Source organism: Crassaminicella profunda (assembly GCF_019884785.1).
In the GTDB taxonomy this organism is placed as follows: Bacteria; Bacillota; Clostridia; order Peptostreptococcales; family Thermotaleaceae; genus Crassaminicella; species Crassaminicella profunda.
Genome location: NZ_CP082326.1, coordinates 3,693,395 through 3,709,812 on the forward strand (window position 1 = coordinate 3,693,395; position 16,418 = coordinate 3,709,812).

At 31.7% G+C, this 16,418-nt stretch carries 15 protein-coding genes; all 15 read right to left on the bottom strand.

Translation table 11 applies throughout. From position 1 onward, the window contains the following. Window positions 1-52: 52 nt before the first annotated feature. On the bottom strand, window positions 53-784 hold the full coding sequence (locus K7H06_RS17085) for a vWA domain-containing protein (RefSeq protein ID WP_223037230.1): 732 nt from the start codon (window positions 782-784) through the stop codon (window positions 53-55). A 63-nt stretch (window positions 785-847) separates the two neighbouring features. After that, a complete protein-coding gene (gene spoIIE, locus K7H06_RS17090) occupies window positions 848-3,241 on the bottom strand; it encodes a stage II sporulation protein E (RefSeq protein ID WP_223037231.1) in 2,394 nt (797 codons plus the stop codon). A 304-nt stretch (window positions 3,242-3,545) separates the two neighbouring features. Then, on the bottom strand, window positions 3,546-4,472 hold the full coding sequence (locus K7H06_RS17095) for a Ppx/GppA phosphatase family protein (RefSeq protein WP_223037232.1): 927 nt from the start codon (window positions 4,470-4,472) through the stop codon (window positions 3,546-3,548). Between the two features lie 47 nt (window positions 4,473-4,519). Next, window positions 4,520-4,999: a S1 RNA-binding domain-containing protein gene (locus K7H06_RS17100; protein ID WP_223037233.1), complete on the bottom strand. Its 480-nt coding sequence runs from the start codon at window positions 4,997-4,999 to the stop codon at window positions 4,520-4,522. 103 nt (window positions 5,000-5,102) lie between these two features. Continuing rightward, window positions 5,103-5,420 carry an FtsB family cell division protein gene (locus tag K7H06_RS17105; protein ID WP_223037234.1) on the bottom strand — a complete coding sequence of 106 codons (318 nt, stop codon included), beginning with the start codon at window positions 5,418-5,420 and terminating at the stop codon, window positions 5,103-5,105. 65 nt (window positions 5,421-5,485) lie between these two features. Further along, window positions 5,486-5,995, bottom strand: a complete 510-nt coding sequence (gene yabQ / locus K7H06_RS17110) for a spore cortex biosynthesis protein YabQ (RefSeq protein ID WP_223037235.1) — start codon at window positions 5,993-5,995, stop codon at window positions 5,486-5,488. 57 nt (window positions 5,996-6,052) lie between these two features. Continuing rightward, complete coding sequence (gene yabP / locus K7H06_RS17115) at window positions 6,053-6,343, bottom strand: sporulation protein YabP (protein ID WP_223037236.1); 291 nt, start codon at window positions 6,341-6,343, stop codon at window positions 6,053-6,055. 138 nt (window positions 6,344-6,481) lie between these two features. Further along, window positions 6,482-6,724, bottom strand: a complete 243-nt coding sequence (locus K7H06_RS17120; RefSeq protein WP_223037237.1) for an RNA-binding S4 domain-containing protein — start codon at window positions 6,722-6,724, stop codon at window positions 6,482-6,484. 54 nt (window positions 6,725-6,778) lie between these two features. Further along, the gene (locus K7H06_RS17125) at window positions 6,779-7,057 is read right to left on the bottom strand and encodes an HU family DNA-binding protein (RefSeq protein ID WP_223037238.1); all 279 of its coding nucleotides are present in this window, start codon (window positions 7,055-7,057) and stop codon (window positions 6,779-6,781) included. A gap of 94 nt (window positions 7,058-7,151) precedes the next feature. Then, window positions 7,152-8,615 (bottom strand): bifunctional methyltransferase/pyrophosphohydrolase YabN, encoded by a 1,464-nt coding sequence (yabN, locus tag K7H06_RS17130; protein ID WP_223037239.1) that lies wholly within the window; start codon window positions 8,613-8,615, stop codon window positions 7,152-7,154. Between the two features lie 31 nt (window positions 8,616-8,646). Beyond that, on the bottom strand, window positions 8,647-10,263 hold the full coding sequence (locus tag K7H06_RS17135; RefSeq protein WP_223037240.1) for a putative polysaccharide biosynthesis protein: 1,617 nt from the start codon (window positions 10,261-10,263) through the stop codon (window positions 8,647-8,649). A 143-nt stretch (window positions 10,264-10,406) separates the two neighbouring features. Continuing rightward, window positions 10,407-10,958, bottom strand: a complete 552-nt coding sequence (gene spoVT / locus K7H06_RS17140) for a stage V sporulation protein T (protein ID WP_223037241.1) — start codon at window positions 10,956-10,958, stop codon at window positions 10,407-10,409. A gap of 297 nt (window positions 10,959-11,255) precedes the next feature. Beyond that, a complete protein-coding gene (locus K7H06_RS17145) occupies window positions 11,256-12,212 on the bottom strand; it encodes a peptidylprolyl isomerase (RefSeq protein WP_223037242.1) in 957 nt (318 codons plus the stop codon). Between the two features lie 54 nt (window positions 12,213-12,266). Then, window positions 12,267-15,776, bottom strand: coding sequence for a transcription-repair coupling factor (gene mfd, locus K7H06_RS17150; protein WP_223037243.1), 3,510 nt, complete (start codon window positions 15,774-15,776; stop codon window positions 12,267-12,269). Window positions 15,777-15,853: 77 nt separating this feature from the next. After that, window positions 15,854-16,411 (bottom strand): aminoacyl-tRNA hydrolase, encoded by a 558-nt coding sequence (pth, locus tag K7H06_RS17155; protein WP_223037244.1) that lies wholly within the window; start codon window positions 16,409-16,411, stop codon window positions 15,854-15,856. Between the last annotated feature and the right edge of the window lie 7 nt (window positions 16,412-16,418).

The window sequence follows — 16,418 nt, forward strand, 5'->3', positions numbered from 1 at the left end:
ATATGGCCAACGAAATTCTAAAAGCTAAAAAACGACTATTCCTAGTCGTTTTCTATACCATGCTCTTGTTTAATAAGGGTTCACTATTTAAGATCATGTCTTCTAGTTCTTCGTCCTTTTCGCCTTTCATCAAAGAAATGCCTCTATTAATTGCTGCTGCTGTAGGAGTTGTACCACCTGTCTTTAATCCAAATATTTTCTCTTTTAATTCTTTTATGTTTTGTGTAAAATCACTAATCAAAGCTGTAAATTCTCCATTTTCCCCAGGATACGCAATGACTGCCACTTCACTCTTCCCTTTTCTTCCATTTAGAGAATTCATTAGCTCTATAATGCTTTGTCTTGCAGTACTTATCTTATTTTTCATGCTTCCACTACAATCCATTAAAATACAACACTTCATACTCACTTCTTCTCCAAGCTGATCCATATAATCAATCACTTTACTTCTTACCTTAGGTGGAATATCAGAAAGATCCCCCCCTACTATTTCTTTTAACTGCTTTCCTACAATGGTTTCAATGGTTTTATTTACTGTCTTTTGCGTAACCATATGCATGGTCTGCCCTAAATTTTGAATCATTGTATTTTCCCATACACCACCGCCAGCCTGTGCAATTTTTTCTACTTCACAAAGAGAATCATCATCACAACAACTCTTATCCATAATCCCAATAGCATTCACAACTATATTCTCTCTTTTTGCTTCCATTGCTACCGTTACAGGATTCCCTCCTATATTGGATTTTCCATCCGTAACTAAAATAATTTGTCTAACCTCCATTTTAATCCGCCCTTTCGCTTTTCATTTGTCTAGATTATTGGCGGATATAACTTTTTCTATACCTTATCTTCTCTCCCATATTTTTGAGACCATCACCGTCATATCATCCTTTATCTTATTTCCATATTTTTTTATAGCCATATCTAAAAGATCATCTGCAATACTTTGAGGATTTTTGCTACTTAATTTTTTAAGAGCAGCCATCACCCATTTTTCTTTTTCATCTATAGCTGTATCTGCATCTAATACACCATCAGACATCATCACTACAAAATCCCCATTATTTAATCTTTGTCCAAAACTTTCAATATCTATATTATTAAGAATTCCTATTGGAAGAGATGTAGATCTTATTGCTTCTACTTCTCCATTTGCTCTTTTAATAAAGCTAGATGCTGCGCCAATCTTTACAAATTCTACTTTCCCTGTATATAAATCTAGAATAGACAAATCCATTGTTGAGAATGTTTCCTCAGAAGATTTTAAAACAAGTATAGAATTGATTGTTTTTATGGCCACATCCTTTTCAAATCCAGCTTCCATTAAGTGTTCTAATACGGATATAGTCGCTTGACTTTCTTTTGCTGCTCTTTCTCCTGATCCCATTCCATCACTTAAAGCCATCATGTATTTGCCATCGGCTAAATCAATAAAAGAATAGCTATCTCCACAAATTCCTCTATCATCCTTTGATACCCGTGAAAACCCTGTTGTCACTCTATATTTTTCTGCTTCAATCAATGTAAATGAACAATTCCCTGTATCTTCATCAGCTTTGCAAACCTTTGGTTTTCTAACAACTTCTCTCCCTATTACCTTAGAAACGATAGGCGTTATTCGTGTGTCGCATTGCTTTCGATCAAAACAACATCTTTTTTCTATTGCGATCTCAAATTTCTCATTTTCCTTCTCGAGTACTGTAATTTTATCAATAGGTATTCCTTCCTTATCAAAAGCCACATACAAATCATCTTCAACTTCTGTTCTAAAATCTATCTTCGTATTTATTCCCTTGGATAAATCATCAATAATATGTGATACCCCTTCAAATTGTTCAGCTACCAATTGTCTACTTTCAAATAGCTTTCTCTGCCATTCGTAATGCACCTTATACACTTCAAAACGACTCTCTATGGCATCTATTAAACTATTGATCTTAATACATCTTTTTTTCAGTACTTGAGGAATCTTTTCTGATTTTATTTTTCCATAAGACTCTAAATATGCAATTACATCAACAATATCATTATAGGTTCCATAAAAATTATTATGCCAACAGCTTCTGCACATACCACAGTTTGTACATACTTTTTCTGCAACCTCATCCACTATATTGGCCATATCATTTTGGTCGATCATTCTATTTTTCTCTGCAATATTTCCATAAGTTACAGCTAGCTCACCAAAAGCTTTTGCATATTCCTTTAACCTACCATGTACCATTTTCTTAATTCTTTCACTACGTGTTTGATCTATTTCATGTTCATTAGCATTTACAAACTTTTCCATATATTGCATCATAGCTTTTGGCATAATCATAAAAATAACAGAACTTGCTATAATTTCTTCAAGCTGTACTAAAACCTCTGTAGACCCATTAATATAGAAAGTAAGGATTGCATTTCCAAGGATCATTCCTATAACAGACCCTTTTTTACCCAAATCTTTAAATATACCAGCAAGCAATCCTGAAAAACCATATATACTAATAACAGTAGGTGTTCCAATACTTGACATGCTTGTAATAATACCAATGGTTATTCCCACACTTGCCCCAATACTCGCCCCTCCATTATAAGCAAATACTAACGTTAACAATATGCCAAATATATTCTTTATTCTAAAGGTCCCTACAACAATATTAGATAAGCCCGATACCATAACTGCTGATACTATGGCTATACATATTAATTCTTCATTTGATAAGATTTTTCTATTTGCTCTCTGTATAATCATTGGTACTGCATAAGATAGTATATAAATAAATACAAAAACAACAACTGATTCAAACCCCTCCATCACTACATCATATACATAAAGTTCTGTAGCTAACATATAAATGATTCCTGATATAAACATCACTAAACTTGCTACAGCTGCTGTAGGTAAAGTTTTAAATCGTATTTTGTCCCTTATAACTCCAAATACAATAAAAGATAATGCCAAAGCAATACTATACTTTGCTGTATTCACATCTGCCGTAAACATTCCTAACAATACAAATAATCCCATATATGAATATTTTCTATCTCTAACTAATAAAGATATGTAAAAGGCTATTCCAAAGGGAGCTAAACCCTCTAAAATATTTGCCCTCCCCAATAACAAAGATATCATCAAAAGTACAGCCGTATTTTTAGATAAAAAGCTTCCTAACTTTCTCCTTTCTGTTACATAAGCATGTGCTTGTCCATTATATTCTCTTTTATAAGGGATAATATTTATTTTATCTAACATTTCAACACCACCCATTTCTTATTGTTAAAGAAATTATATCAATGGCCTGCTGAAAGATTTGTCAAGTTGCCTGCTTTAAGTGCAAGAATTTTCAGACAACCCATGATGCATTTTTACAAATTCTCATAAATATAGTCTAAGTTATCCAACCATTTTGTCTATATGGTAAAAACACAAAGGCTTTTACTGTTAAACTTTGCCGATATGGGTGATACTTTATCGATAAAAAATTAGTATACTTTTCTAAAACCAAGCATAAAATAGTAAATTAAAAAAACAACTTATTCACATCATAAGTTGTTTTTTATAATTTTAACGCTATTTGTTCAAAAATCAATCCTTCTAAGTTATCATATTCACTAATGGTTATATGCTCCATATGAAGACCTTTTAGTATTCTGTCTAAAATAATCGTTCCTGCTATGATAATATCGGCTCTTTTTGGCTGAAGTCCATCTATTTGTTTTCTATCCTCTAAATTTAATGATAAAAACTCACAAAGAATCATTTTTACTTTTTCATGACTAAGGTTTGTATGATGAATCTTATCTTTGTCATAAACTTTCATCTTTTTCGATACAGCAGCAATAGTGGTAACTGTACCTCCTATTCCTATTACTTTATCAATTTTAAATTTACATAAATAATCAATGGTCTCTTTGATGATCTCATCAATTGTATTTTCCATATTTTCTACTTCTTTTTTAGCAACAGGATCTGTCGTTACAAATTTCTCTGTCATTCTTACAGCTCCAATATTGATGCTTATTAGATGTTTGATTCCTTTTTCATTTCCAAAAATAAATTCTGTACTTCCTCCACCAATATCTATGACTAAAATATTTTCATCATATTTTTTAAGTCCCCTTAAAACTCCCATAAATCCTAATTCTGCTTCCCTTTGACCATCAATAACTTCCACAGATACATCTACTTCTTCTTTTACTCTTTTTATAAAAGTATCTTTATTTTTTGCATCTCTTACTGCACTCGTTGCAATAATAGGGAGTTCTTTTATTTTTTCTTTTCGTGCAATCTGCATGAACTCCTTTAGGGCATCAATATTTCTATCCATTGCACCATTTGATAAGCTGCCTGTTTGATCAACATTTTCTCCCATTCTTGTTGTATTTAAAAGTTTACTGCTTTTTACAATGATTCCATTCTCTATTTTAGCAATGATCATGCGCATTGAATTTGTTCCAATGTCAATAGCACCTAAATTTAACATTCAATTTCCTCCCATATATAAAAACCGAGACATTGTCTCGGTTATGATTATCTAGCTACTCCTCCTCTATTGAATCCATTTCCTCTTCTAGAGTCTTTCATATGTTTTTTCACTTGTTGCTGTTTTTCTTCACTGTCCTTAAGGAATTGTGACAATTTATCTTCAAAAGATGATTGTCTATCTTTAAATCCTTGTCTATCTTTGAATCCTTGTCTATCTTTGAATCCTTGTCTATCTTTATCATTTTTCTTCCAATTAGTCGCTACTGGTTTAGACTCTCTTTTAGGTGGTTTCGGTTCTGCTTTCCTAATTGAAAGGCTAATTTTTCCTTTCGGATCAATAGCAATAATTTTTACTTTTACCTTTTGTTGCTCCTTAAGATACGTGTTAATGTCTTTTACATAATCATCAGCTACTTCTGATATGTGGCATAAACCTGTTTTTCCTTCTGGCAGTTGAACAAAAGCACCAAAGTTTGTAATGCCAGTTACAGTGCCCTCTACAACTTTTCCAACTTCAACGGGCATAAATTAAACTTCCTCCTTTTAATTTTAAATGATTACAATATATTATTTGCACTCATTATAAATTATATTTATAAACCTGTCAATACGCTCCCTTCTATCTTTATTATTTTTGTTCATTATATTTGGCTTTATTAATATCTATATAGATGATTTCATTGGGCTTTACCATTTTAAGTCTTTCTCTTGCTACCTTCTCAATAAATTGTGGATCATTGCCTAAATTTTTTTCTTCTTCAAGACGTGCTTCTTCCTTCTTAAGTTCCAAAATCTTCTTGTTTAAAGTCTGCTCTTGATTTCGTAATTCTTTTAATTCAATCTGCTGCTTGATGACTATCCACGATACATATAATCCAATCATCAATAAAACCATATAAAAAAATCGGTTCTTCTTCTTTGTCTTGTTTTTTCTATTTTTATCCATTATCACTATCCCTCATATTGACCATAATTATTTTAAATACTTCTATAAAAAAATATAAATTCCTTCTATTTTTTGTTTCGTATAAATTTAGTATATTTTACTATCTCCTTATAAAATATTTTTGGTAATAAAGATAATCGTTTCATTCTAAAATATGCAGGAGAAATTTTCTTTTTTAATGGACGCCATAATCTTAAAAGAAATTTTCTTATGATTTTAAAGGGATATGCTATTACCCCTAACATCTTTAAAAAAACCCTTTTTACGATACGCAATATTCCCACTATTCCTTTTATAACAAACCTACTTAAAATCCTATTATAAAGAAGAGCTCCTATTAAAAATCCTAAAAAAGTATAAAATCTTAATTGTCCCTCATTACTAAATAACAATACACAAACAGATGCAATAGCAATAACAATCCAAAAAATCAGATCTTCGATAATTGTAGCAATTTTTTTAGGTCTAAATATACACCGAAGAATTCTATACAAATCATAAATAAAACCAATCAGAATCCCACCATATAGGGTGGCTAAAAAAACATATGCTTGCTCAGATACATAAGTTATCATACACTCACCTCAATTCCCTATACTTGTCTAATCCATAAAAAAATAACCGCCCTGCGGTTATTTAAACATTTTTCCTAAAAAACCTATGCCCTTATTCCCTACACTATCACGATCACTATACATCATAGCATCAACAGTTCCTTCTACAACAACATTTCCATCATCTAAATTTAATTTATTAATGTCCAGATCATTTCCTTTTATTGTTAAAACCCCCTTAACAGTTTCTAAAATAATTGTATTTTCATCAAAGCTCGTTACATGTTCCACTCCTGATACACTCAATTTTTCTCTATTTTCAAGAATAATATTCTGATTCCTATTTTTTGCACTTTTTCTCTCTTCCATTCATCTTCACCCTCTTTTACATAATATCCTACTTTAAAGATATGCTTGTATATATTTGTTTATTCCTATTTTTTATTATAAAAAATTCCCATTGGATTTATCGTTTCCTTAAACTAAAAATAGTACCCTTATGGGGTACTATTCTATAATACGATACATTTCTTTTGCAAAGTCCTTTGTAACATGGTCAGCTAGCGCTGTTATTTCCACTTTTGTTGTCCTAGAACCAAATAAAATTGCCAAATGATCTCCTACCTCAACTTCAGTAGAAGCCTTAGCCACTTTTTCATTGATACTAACACGTCCTTGATCACAAGCTTCCTTTGCTACAGTTCTTCTTTTTATCAGTCTACTATTTTTTAAAAACTTATCTAAACGCATTGCGCATTCTCTCCTAAAAACAAAAAAGCAGACGAGCTGCTTTTTCTTTCTTTGTTAAGCGTTTACCATTTCTTTAAGTGCTTTACCTGCTTTAAATACTGGTGCTTTTGAAGCAGGAATATCAATTATTTGCTCAGGATTTCTTGGATTTCTACCTTGTCTAGCTTTTCTTTCTCTTACATCAAAAGTTCCAAATCCAACTAATTGAACTTTATCATCTTTTACAAGAGCTTCTTCTACACTTTTAATGAATGCATTTAATGCAACCTCTGCATCTTTTTTTGTAAGTCCTGATTTTTCTGCCATGCTAGCAACTAATTCAGCTTTATTCACAATCATTACCTCCTTGATATTTAGAATACGTATTAGCATATTCTATCTTTTATTGAAAAATCCTTCTTTATTAGTAATATTTTTTATCTTTTTTTTAGTTTTTATGTATTTTTGCCATATTCCATAGTTTATCCATCTCATCTAATGACATTTCTTCCAATATTTTCCCATTTTCTTTTGCATTCATTTCAATAAATTCAAATCGATTAATAAATTTTTTGATAGTTCCATTTAACGCTATTTCTGGATCTACCTTTAAAAACCTAGCTACGTTAACAACAGCAAAAATTAAATCTCCTAATTCTTCTTTTATTTTATCATATTCTTCTGTATTGTATACCTCTAATAACTCTTCTAACTCTTCTCTGACCTTTTCTATAGCATCTTCTACATGATCCCAATCAAATCCAACCTTTGCTGCTTTTTCTTGGACCTTATAGCTTTTCATAAGGGCTGGAAGACTTTTAGGAATTCTTTTTAAACTCTCCGTATAGGTTTTTTCATTTTTTTCTTTTCTTTTAATCTCTTCCCAATTTTTTAGGACCTGTCTTGTTCCATCTACGTGTAGTTCTGCAAATACATGGGGATGCCTCTCAATCAATTTCTTACAGATTCCTGTTAAAACATCTGAAATATGAAAATCACCAAACTCAGAAGCAATTACTGAATGAAAAACCACTTGAAGCAATAAATCTCCTAATTCCTCTTGTAAAAGAAGCATGTCCTTCTCTTCTAAAGCCTCTAAGACTTCATAAGCTTCTTCAATTACATAAGGCTTTAAACTATCATAGGTTTGTTCTCGATCCCATGGACATCCATCTTTTCCTCTTAATCTTTTCATGATTTTAATTAAATCGTTCAACGTATATACTTTTAATGTATTATCACCCATCTTGGGAATATATATACTTGTTAAATAGTCTAACCATTCTATACGATCTAATTCATAAAGCATGATATTTTTTACCTTTTCTTCATTCGGTATTCCTGCTCCTCTTATAACCACAATAGGATGTTCATCTGGATAGTATTCCATTAATTTTAACTTCATCTCAGATGCAACAAATTTATTGTATACTTGGGTCACAATTACATCTGTTTCTACATCGGGAGTTTGATTCCCTAGCTGTAGGCCATCTATTATTTTTAATCCCTTAATAGGGTCTTTCTTTAAGGTATGAAAAATCGCCTCTACAAAGCTAACAGAAGGAACAAATTCTATAGTAAATCCTATTTTTTTTGCTCTTTCAATCAATAGTTGTACCGTTACTTCTGCTACAAATGGACTTCCTGGAACAGCGTAAACTACATCTTGTTGCTTCAATAACTCTACGATTTTTTCTGCAATGCTTTCATAAACTTCATCAAAGCTTTCTTTAGCTTCATATACATGATCAAAGGTTTCATAAGTAATTCCCTGCATTTTCAAGTACTCCACTACAGGATGTTTTTCTGTTCTCAAATAAATATGATGACTACTTTTCATTTTTTCCATAGCACCAATGGTTAAATAATCTTTACTCCCTGGCCCTAATCCTATAATCGTAAGTTTTTCCATTCCTTCACCCTCTACCTGTGTTTATCAACTATTATTTCCTTAAAAGCCCTATCATACTCAATATCTTTGCTATTTTTCTTCCTCCTGGAAGCATTTCAAAATCTGATTTTGTAATACCTCCTGTTGTAAGAAGCATCAAGCCATAAATAATAGCACCAACGCCTATGGCAGCTACTGTTGTCAATTTATTTCCAAATATATCTGCAAACCATCTATACACAAAAAGTACAGATATACTCATAGCAGAAACAGCAATTAGTGGCTTTATCACAAAATTAGCAAAATCAAATTTGGTTCTGCTCAATCTTTTAACTGCAAAGAAGTTTAAGATTGCAGCAACCATATAAGCAATCACTGTACCGATAGCCGCTCCTCTTACATTTAACGAAGGAATTGCTGTTAGAAAATAAGTAGCTAGTATTTTAAATATGGAACCTATAAACAAATTAATTACTGGAACAGTGGGTCTGCCTAGTCCTTGCAAGATTCCTGTGAAGGTTTGCACCAAGGTTAAGAATATTACTCCAAATCCAAGGATAGATAATGACCCTGCTGCACTAACAGCACTTTCTGGTATCAACGGGAAAAGAAGTAACATAATAGGCTTTGATAAGGTTACAAGGCCTAATGCAGCTGGAAGCCCAATAAGAAGTGCTACCCTCGTGCCCATTTGAATATTCTCTCTTACAAGAGCCATATCTCTTCTTTGCTTCGCTTCAGAAATAGCAGGTACTAAACTTACGGCTAAACTCACTGTAATAATTTGAGGTAAATTCACCAAAGGTGCTGCCATACCTGTTAATTGTCCATACAAATCATTGGATACTTTAGCTGAATATCCTATATCTTGAAGTCTTCTCATAACAATAGCTGCATCAATGGTATTCATCAATGGTAAAATAGATGCACCAATCGTAATAGGCACTGCAATGGCAAGAATTTGAGAAAGGATTTCACCAGCAGACTCTTGTTTTAAATGGGAAGTTCCCTTAATCTCACTTAAAATTTTATTTCTTCTTTTTAAGTAAATAAAAATAATGATTAGAGTTCCTGTAATAGCTCCTGCTGCTGCTCCAAAGGATGCTCCTGCTGCTACAATTTCTAATTCTTTATTAAATTTATTTAAAAGAACATAAGCTAGTAAAAATCCTACAACAGTTCTTCCAAATTGTTCAATAATCTGAGAGATAGCTGTTGGTACCATATCTTGAAGTCCTTGAAAATATCCACGAAAAGCAGCCATAATAGGTACAAATAACAACGCTGGAGCAATTGCCATCATAGAATAACGCGCTCCATCATTTTTCATAAATCCTACAATAACTCCTGAACCAAAATACAAAACAGTGGATGTGACAATCCCTAGTGCAAATAGCAATATAAAAGAAACCTTAAAAATTCTATGGGCACCATATCGATCCCCCATAGCATTCTTTTCTGCAACCAATTTTGATATAGCTGTTGGAATTCCAGCTGTTGATATGATTAAAAGAGCAACATATATAGGATATCCTGTTTGATAATATCCCATCCCTTCACTTGTAATCATATTTGTAAGAGGAATCCTATAAAAAGCCCCCATTATTTTTACAATAATTCCCGCTATTCCAAGGATAGCAGCTCCTTTTAAAAAAGATTTACTACTCATTCATCCTCCTCCAATATTCAATAATAGTCATGAAACAAATCTATTATATCAGAAAAATGCTACATCTGTACTATTTTATTCCAAAAATACAAAAGTAGTAGCCTTTAGGCTACTACAAATATTATATGTATTATTCCTTATCTTTATTGTTCCATTTGTTTTCCTAAAAAGTTAGCAGCTGTTTCTGCTACTTTTAACTCTAACTCTCCTAATGGTTTATCATCTTCCTTTGATAAAAGTACAACAGCTCCAATAGAATCTCCTTGTGAAACAATTGGTACAATAATTTGGGATGTATATTTCTCCTCATCTGCGCCATCAGCAGTTAATGGACAAACTTTCTCTTTTTCTATAAGACTTACTGCTTTTTTGCTTTCCATGGCTTTTTCAAAAGATCTGCTTACTCTTTTTTCTAAAAAGTCTTTTTTGGACCCTCCTGCTACAGCAATAATTGTATCCCTATCAGCTATAACAGCCACTTGTCCTAAAGCATCACTTAAAGATTCGGCATATTCTGTAGCAAATTCAGTTAATTCTCCGATAGGAGAATATTTTTTAAGAATTACTTCCCCATCTCTATCTGTAAATATTTCTAGTGGATCTCCTTCTCTAATTCTTAATGTACGTCTTATTTCTTTTGGAATTACAACTCTTCCTAAATCATCAATTCTTCTAACGATTCCTGTAGCTTTCACTTATTTTCCCTCCTAGTATCATTGTGTAATCAACCTTACATAATCATTATGGTAAATTTATTATTTTACTAATATACTTTTTTTATGCATGGTTGGAAAATTTTCTAACTAAATCTAAAAAAATTCGCATGTAGCTAATCGCATATATTCATCTCGTAAGCTTTATTACAAAACCACTTTTTTGTAATAAAACTTACTTAAAGTAGTTGAACATTTGATTTTTCAATCATAAGTTATGCACAAATTTTAAATTTTATAATTTCCTTAACAATAAAAAAATCTGTGCTTAGCACAGATTTATTTGATATTCTCTAATTTTTTTTCAATTTTCAATGATGCTTTTACCTCACCTATTTTATCCATGATTGCAGGTTCAATTAGGCTTCTTTCAATTTGTCCTTTTACATCTTCAAATTTTATTGTATCCCCTTTAATAATATGATAGCCCACAGATGTTTTTACAATATCACTTATTTCTCCATCTTTTAAAGCAAATGCTGCTTTTTCAAATTCTGGAAACATCATTCCTTTTGGGAATACACCTAAGTTTCCACCTCTCACAGCAGATCCTGGATCTTTTGAGTATTTTTTAGCAAGTTCAGCAAAGTCTTCTCCTGCCTTAATTTTTTTCATAATATCCTTTGCTTCTTCTTCTGTTTTAACTAAGATATGACTTGCTTTTGTTTGATCCTTTGTATATTGCTCTTTATTCTTTTCATAATTTTCTTTCAGTTTTTCATCTGTCAAATCTAATTCTTTAATAATCTTTTCTTGAAACTTACTTACATAAAGATCTGTTTTCATTTGATTTTTCCAAAAACTCTCATCTAAACCAAGTTCCTTTAATTCTTTTAAAAACTTTTCTGCTTCTTCTTGTCCTTTAATCCCTTCCATATAAGCTTTATACTGCTTCTCAACTTCTTGATTATCTACCTTTACTTTTTCATTTTCCATATACTGCATGATGGCTTGCTCATCAATCATTTGGTCTAATACCTTTTCTTGTACAGCTTCAAGATAAGTTTTTCCACCCATGTCCATACTCCAAATTTTATCTCCATACTGACTTTCAACAGTTTTTTTAATAAAGGATAATTTTTTATTATATGCATCTTTACTAATTATTTCATCTCCTACTTTTGCTACAATATCTTTCTCATTTACTTTTTCTTTTGTACATCCTATTGCAAAAACAAGCATAAACGCTAACAGAATTACAAAAAAAGTTTTTCCTTTTGTTTTTATGGATTTCACTAGATCCTCTCCCTACTATATACATATTTTCCCTAAATTCTATTATAACTGAAATTAAATTTTATTGAAACCACTAATTTTTTCTAAGAATCCTCTTATTTCTTTTAGTCTCTTATTATAAAAATAGTATTTTAATCTTATATGTGGATTATTACCTACATTTATATCGATTCTATTTCCATAAAATCCAATCATTTCACTAATCACTAAGGGATTCATTCTTCCAGCTTCATCAAAAACAAATTTAGCATGGGTCTCTGTCTCAGATATGTGAACCATACCCATTTTTTGTGCCATAGCTTTTATATATGCAATAGAAATTAAATTCATCACAGTTTCTGGTATGTTCCCAAATCTGTCTTCTATTTCTTCCTCTAACTCATAGGTATCCTGTTTGTCTCTAATAGAAGCAATTTTTTTATATATTTCTAACTTATGACTTTCATTAGTAATATATTTTTCAGGTATAAAAGCATTTACATTAATTTCTATAGATGTCTCAGGAATTTCTTGTATTTCTTCTCCCTTCATCTCTCTTACAGTATCTTCTAATAGTTTACAGTATAAGTCATATCCTATAGCCGCCATATGTCCATGCTGTTGACTTCCTAAAAGATTTCCTGCACCTCTTATTTCAAGGTCCCTCATAGCTATTTTAAACCCTGATCCAAATTCAGTAAATTCCTTAATAGCTGTTAATCTTTTTTCTGCAACCTCAGTAAGGATCTTATCCTTTTGATAAGTAAGATAAGCATAAGCTAAACGATTTGATCTCCCTACCCTACCTCTTAACTGATAAAGCTGGGAAAGTCCCATTTTATCTGCGTCATATATGATAATTGTATTTACATTAGATATATCTAATCCTGTTTCGATAATAGTCGTACAAACTAATATATCATATTCTCCATTCATAAAATCAAGCATAATATTTTCTAACTGTCTTTCACTCATTTGTCCATGTCCAACAGCAACTCTTGCGTCAGGAATAAGTTCCCTTATTTTTGCGGCCATCTGCTGAATTCCTCTTACTCGATTGAAGACAAAGTAAACTTGCCCTCCTCTTCCCATTTCTCTTAACAGAGCATCTCTAATCATCTCTTCATTATATTCTATCACATAAGTCTGTACTGGATATCTTTCTTCCGGTGGATCTTCAATAACGCTCATATCTCTAAGTCCAATAAGTGACATATGAAGCGTCCTAGGAATAGGCGTTGCTGTTAATGTTAATACATCTACATTTTCTCTCAAATGTTTTAATGCTTCCTTATGCTGTACTCCAAATCTTTGTTCCTCATCAATTATTAATATTCCTAAATCCTTAAACGCTACATCCTTTGATATTAAGCGATGGGTTCCTATAAGAATGTCTACAGCTCCTGCCTTTACTTTTTTAATGATTTCTTCTTGCTGTTTTTCCGTTTTAAATCTACTTAACATTTCTATCGTAATAGGAAACTGACCAAATCTATTGATAAATGTATTATAATGCTGCTGTGCAAGAATCGTTGTAGGTACTAAAAAAGCTACTTGTTTTCCATCCATTACACATTTAAAAGCCCCTCTTACGGCTACCTCTGTCTTACCATATCCAACATCTCCACAAAGAAGTCTATCCATTGGAATAGATTTTTCCATATCTTCCTTCAACTCTTTTATACAACGAATTTGATCAGGAGTTTCTTCATATACAAAACTATCCTCAAACTGATTCTGCCAAGGGGTATCTGCTGAAAAAGCATAACCACTACGTTCCTTTCGAATGGCACTTAGCTTTAAAAGATCCTTTGCCATGTCTACAATGGCTCCTTTTGCTTTTGCCTTCGTCTTCTTCCATTCTGCTGTACCTAATTTATTCAATTTTACTCTAGCAGTATCAGAACCAATATATTTTTGTATCATATCCATCTGCTCAATAGGTACATACAATATATCTTCCCCTGAATATTTAACTTTTAGATAATCTTTTTTAGCTCCCTCAACCTTTAACTGCTCAACCCCTATATATTTTCCTACTCCATGATTTTCATGAACAATATAATCTCCTATATTTAAGTCTACAAAAGATTTAATAGGTCGAGCATCTTTTCTTTTTTGAGTTGTTCTCTTCCTTTTGGCCGTACCAAAAATCTCATCTTCTGTGATAACCAAAAATTTACTCTTAATATACTCAAATCCTTTGTGTAGGTTCCCTTGAAGAATAAAAATTTGTCCAGATTGAATAGGATGATTGATATCCTTTATAAAAATAGCTTCAATCCCTTGTTCTTTCAAATTTTCTTCTAACCTTTTCCCTCTTTCATCTGTCCCACAAAGCAAAAGAATTTTGTAGCCTCTATATTTATAATTTTTCAATTCATTTGAGAATAACTCTATTTTCCCATGAAAGGATTGTGCCATCCTAGCAGAAAAACTTACAATATGTTTTGGCTTAAAGTAAGTATTATTTTTAGGTAAACTACTTAATACAAACACATGTTTTTTATTTAATTCATATAAAAAATCTTCATAATTTGTAATCAAGCCTACTTGTGCTGGCAGGACTTCTTCTTTTTCTAATAATCCTTTAAAACTCTCTTCAAGTTCTTTATACGCAGTATAAGCCCTTTCTTTTACACGGGATGGTTCATCTATAAAAATAAGGGCATCTTTTTCAAAATAATCAGTTAATAGTTCTAAATTCTTATAGTAATAGTTTAAATACTTTTCAAAGCCTTGAGGTCTATTTTGTATCTGAAGAGCTTCAATAAAAGCACTGATCTTTTCACTTAATCCATTAGACTCTTCTCTTATTTTCTTCTCATGTTCCTTAAAATCAACCTTTATTTTTTTGATGGCTTCTTTCTTTTGATCATCATCTAATAATACTTCTTGAGCGGGTGTTACAAGAACTTCCTTTAATTTTTCCAAAGATAGCTGAGAGTAAATATCAAAGCTTCGAATAGAATCTATTTCATCATCAAAAAGCTCTATTCGATAAGGATTTTTAGAAGTGACAGGAAAAAAATCTATAATTCCCCCTCTAACGCTAAACTGTCCCTTTACTTCAACCATATCTACTCGTTCATATCCTAATAAAATAAAAATAGCTATTATTTTTTCCAGTTCTACAACTTCACCATATTCTATTTTAAAAAAGTTTTTGCAAAACTGGGCCTTCGGCATTAATTTATGAAGCAAACTTTCAATAGATGCTACAACAATACATTTTTCTCCCCTGACCATTTCAATCATTGTATTTAATCTTTCCTCAAGTCTCTGATGACTTTGGGCATCATAATTATAAAACACCAATTCCTTAGTAGGATATGTATGGGCTTTGTTTTTAATAAAAAACTTTAAGTCTTCATAAATTTTTTTTGCTTGATACTCACTATGAGTAATAATCAGGCACTGTTTATGAAAAGAACGATTCATACTAAATACAATATGAGCAACTTGAGAGTCAATGAGTCCATGTACCAGGGTAGGACTTAAACCTTTATTTAAACTATATTTTAACTCTTCATATCCTTTTAAGTTCTCAATACCTTGGACAAATAAATTCTCCTGCAAAATCATTCACACCCTTCAATTGGTTACAACATCATAAGCCCAGATTTCTTATCTGGGCTACCTAATCTACAAAGAATTTCCTATTAACCATTATATCTATTCATAGCCTTCTCTATTCCCTCACTAATTAAGCTTTCTATAGATTCTGCTGCCCGCTTTATGGATTCATTCATAAAATCCTTATCTTCTTTTGAAAATTTACCTAATACAAAATCCGCAAGATTTCCATATTGTGGCTTTCCTATACCAATTCTTACACGTGCAAAGCCATCTGATTGTATTTCATAGATGATAGATTTCATACCGTTGTGGGTTCCTGCACTTCCCTTTTTTCTTATTCTTAGTTTTCCCACATCCGTATCTATATCATCATAAATAACGATTAAATCATCCATGTCCAGTTTATAGAAATTTACAATTTCACGTACACTTCTTCCACTTAAATTCATATATGTTTGAGGTTTTACTAATAGAACCTTTTGATTATGAATGAAACCTTCTCCTACCACAGCCTTGTATTTTACCTTATTCAGACTAATATTATTTTTATAGGCTAAATAATCTATTGTATCAAATCCAACATTATGTCTTGTTCCTTCATATTGTTTCCCTGGGTTTCCTAAACCAACAACTACAAGCATATTATGC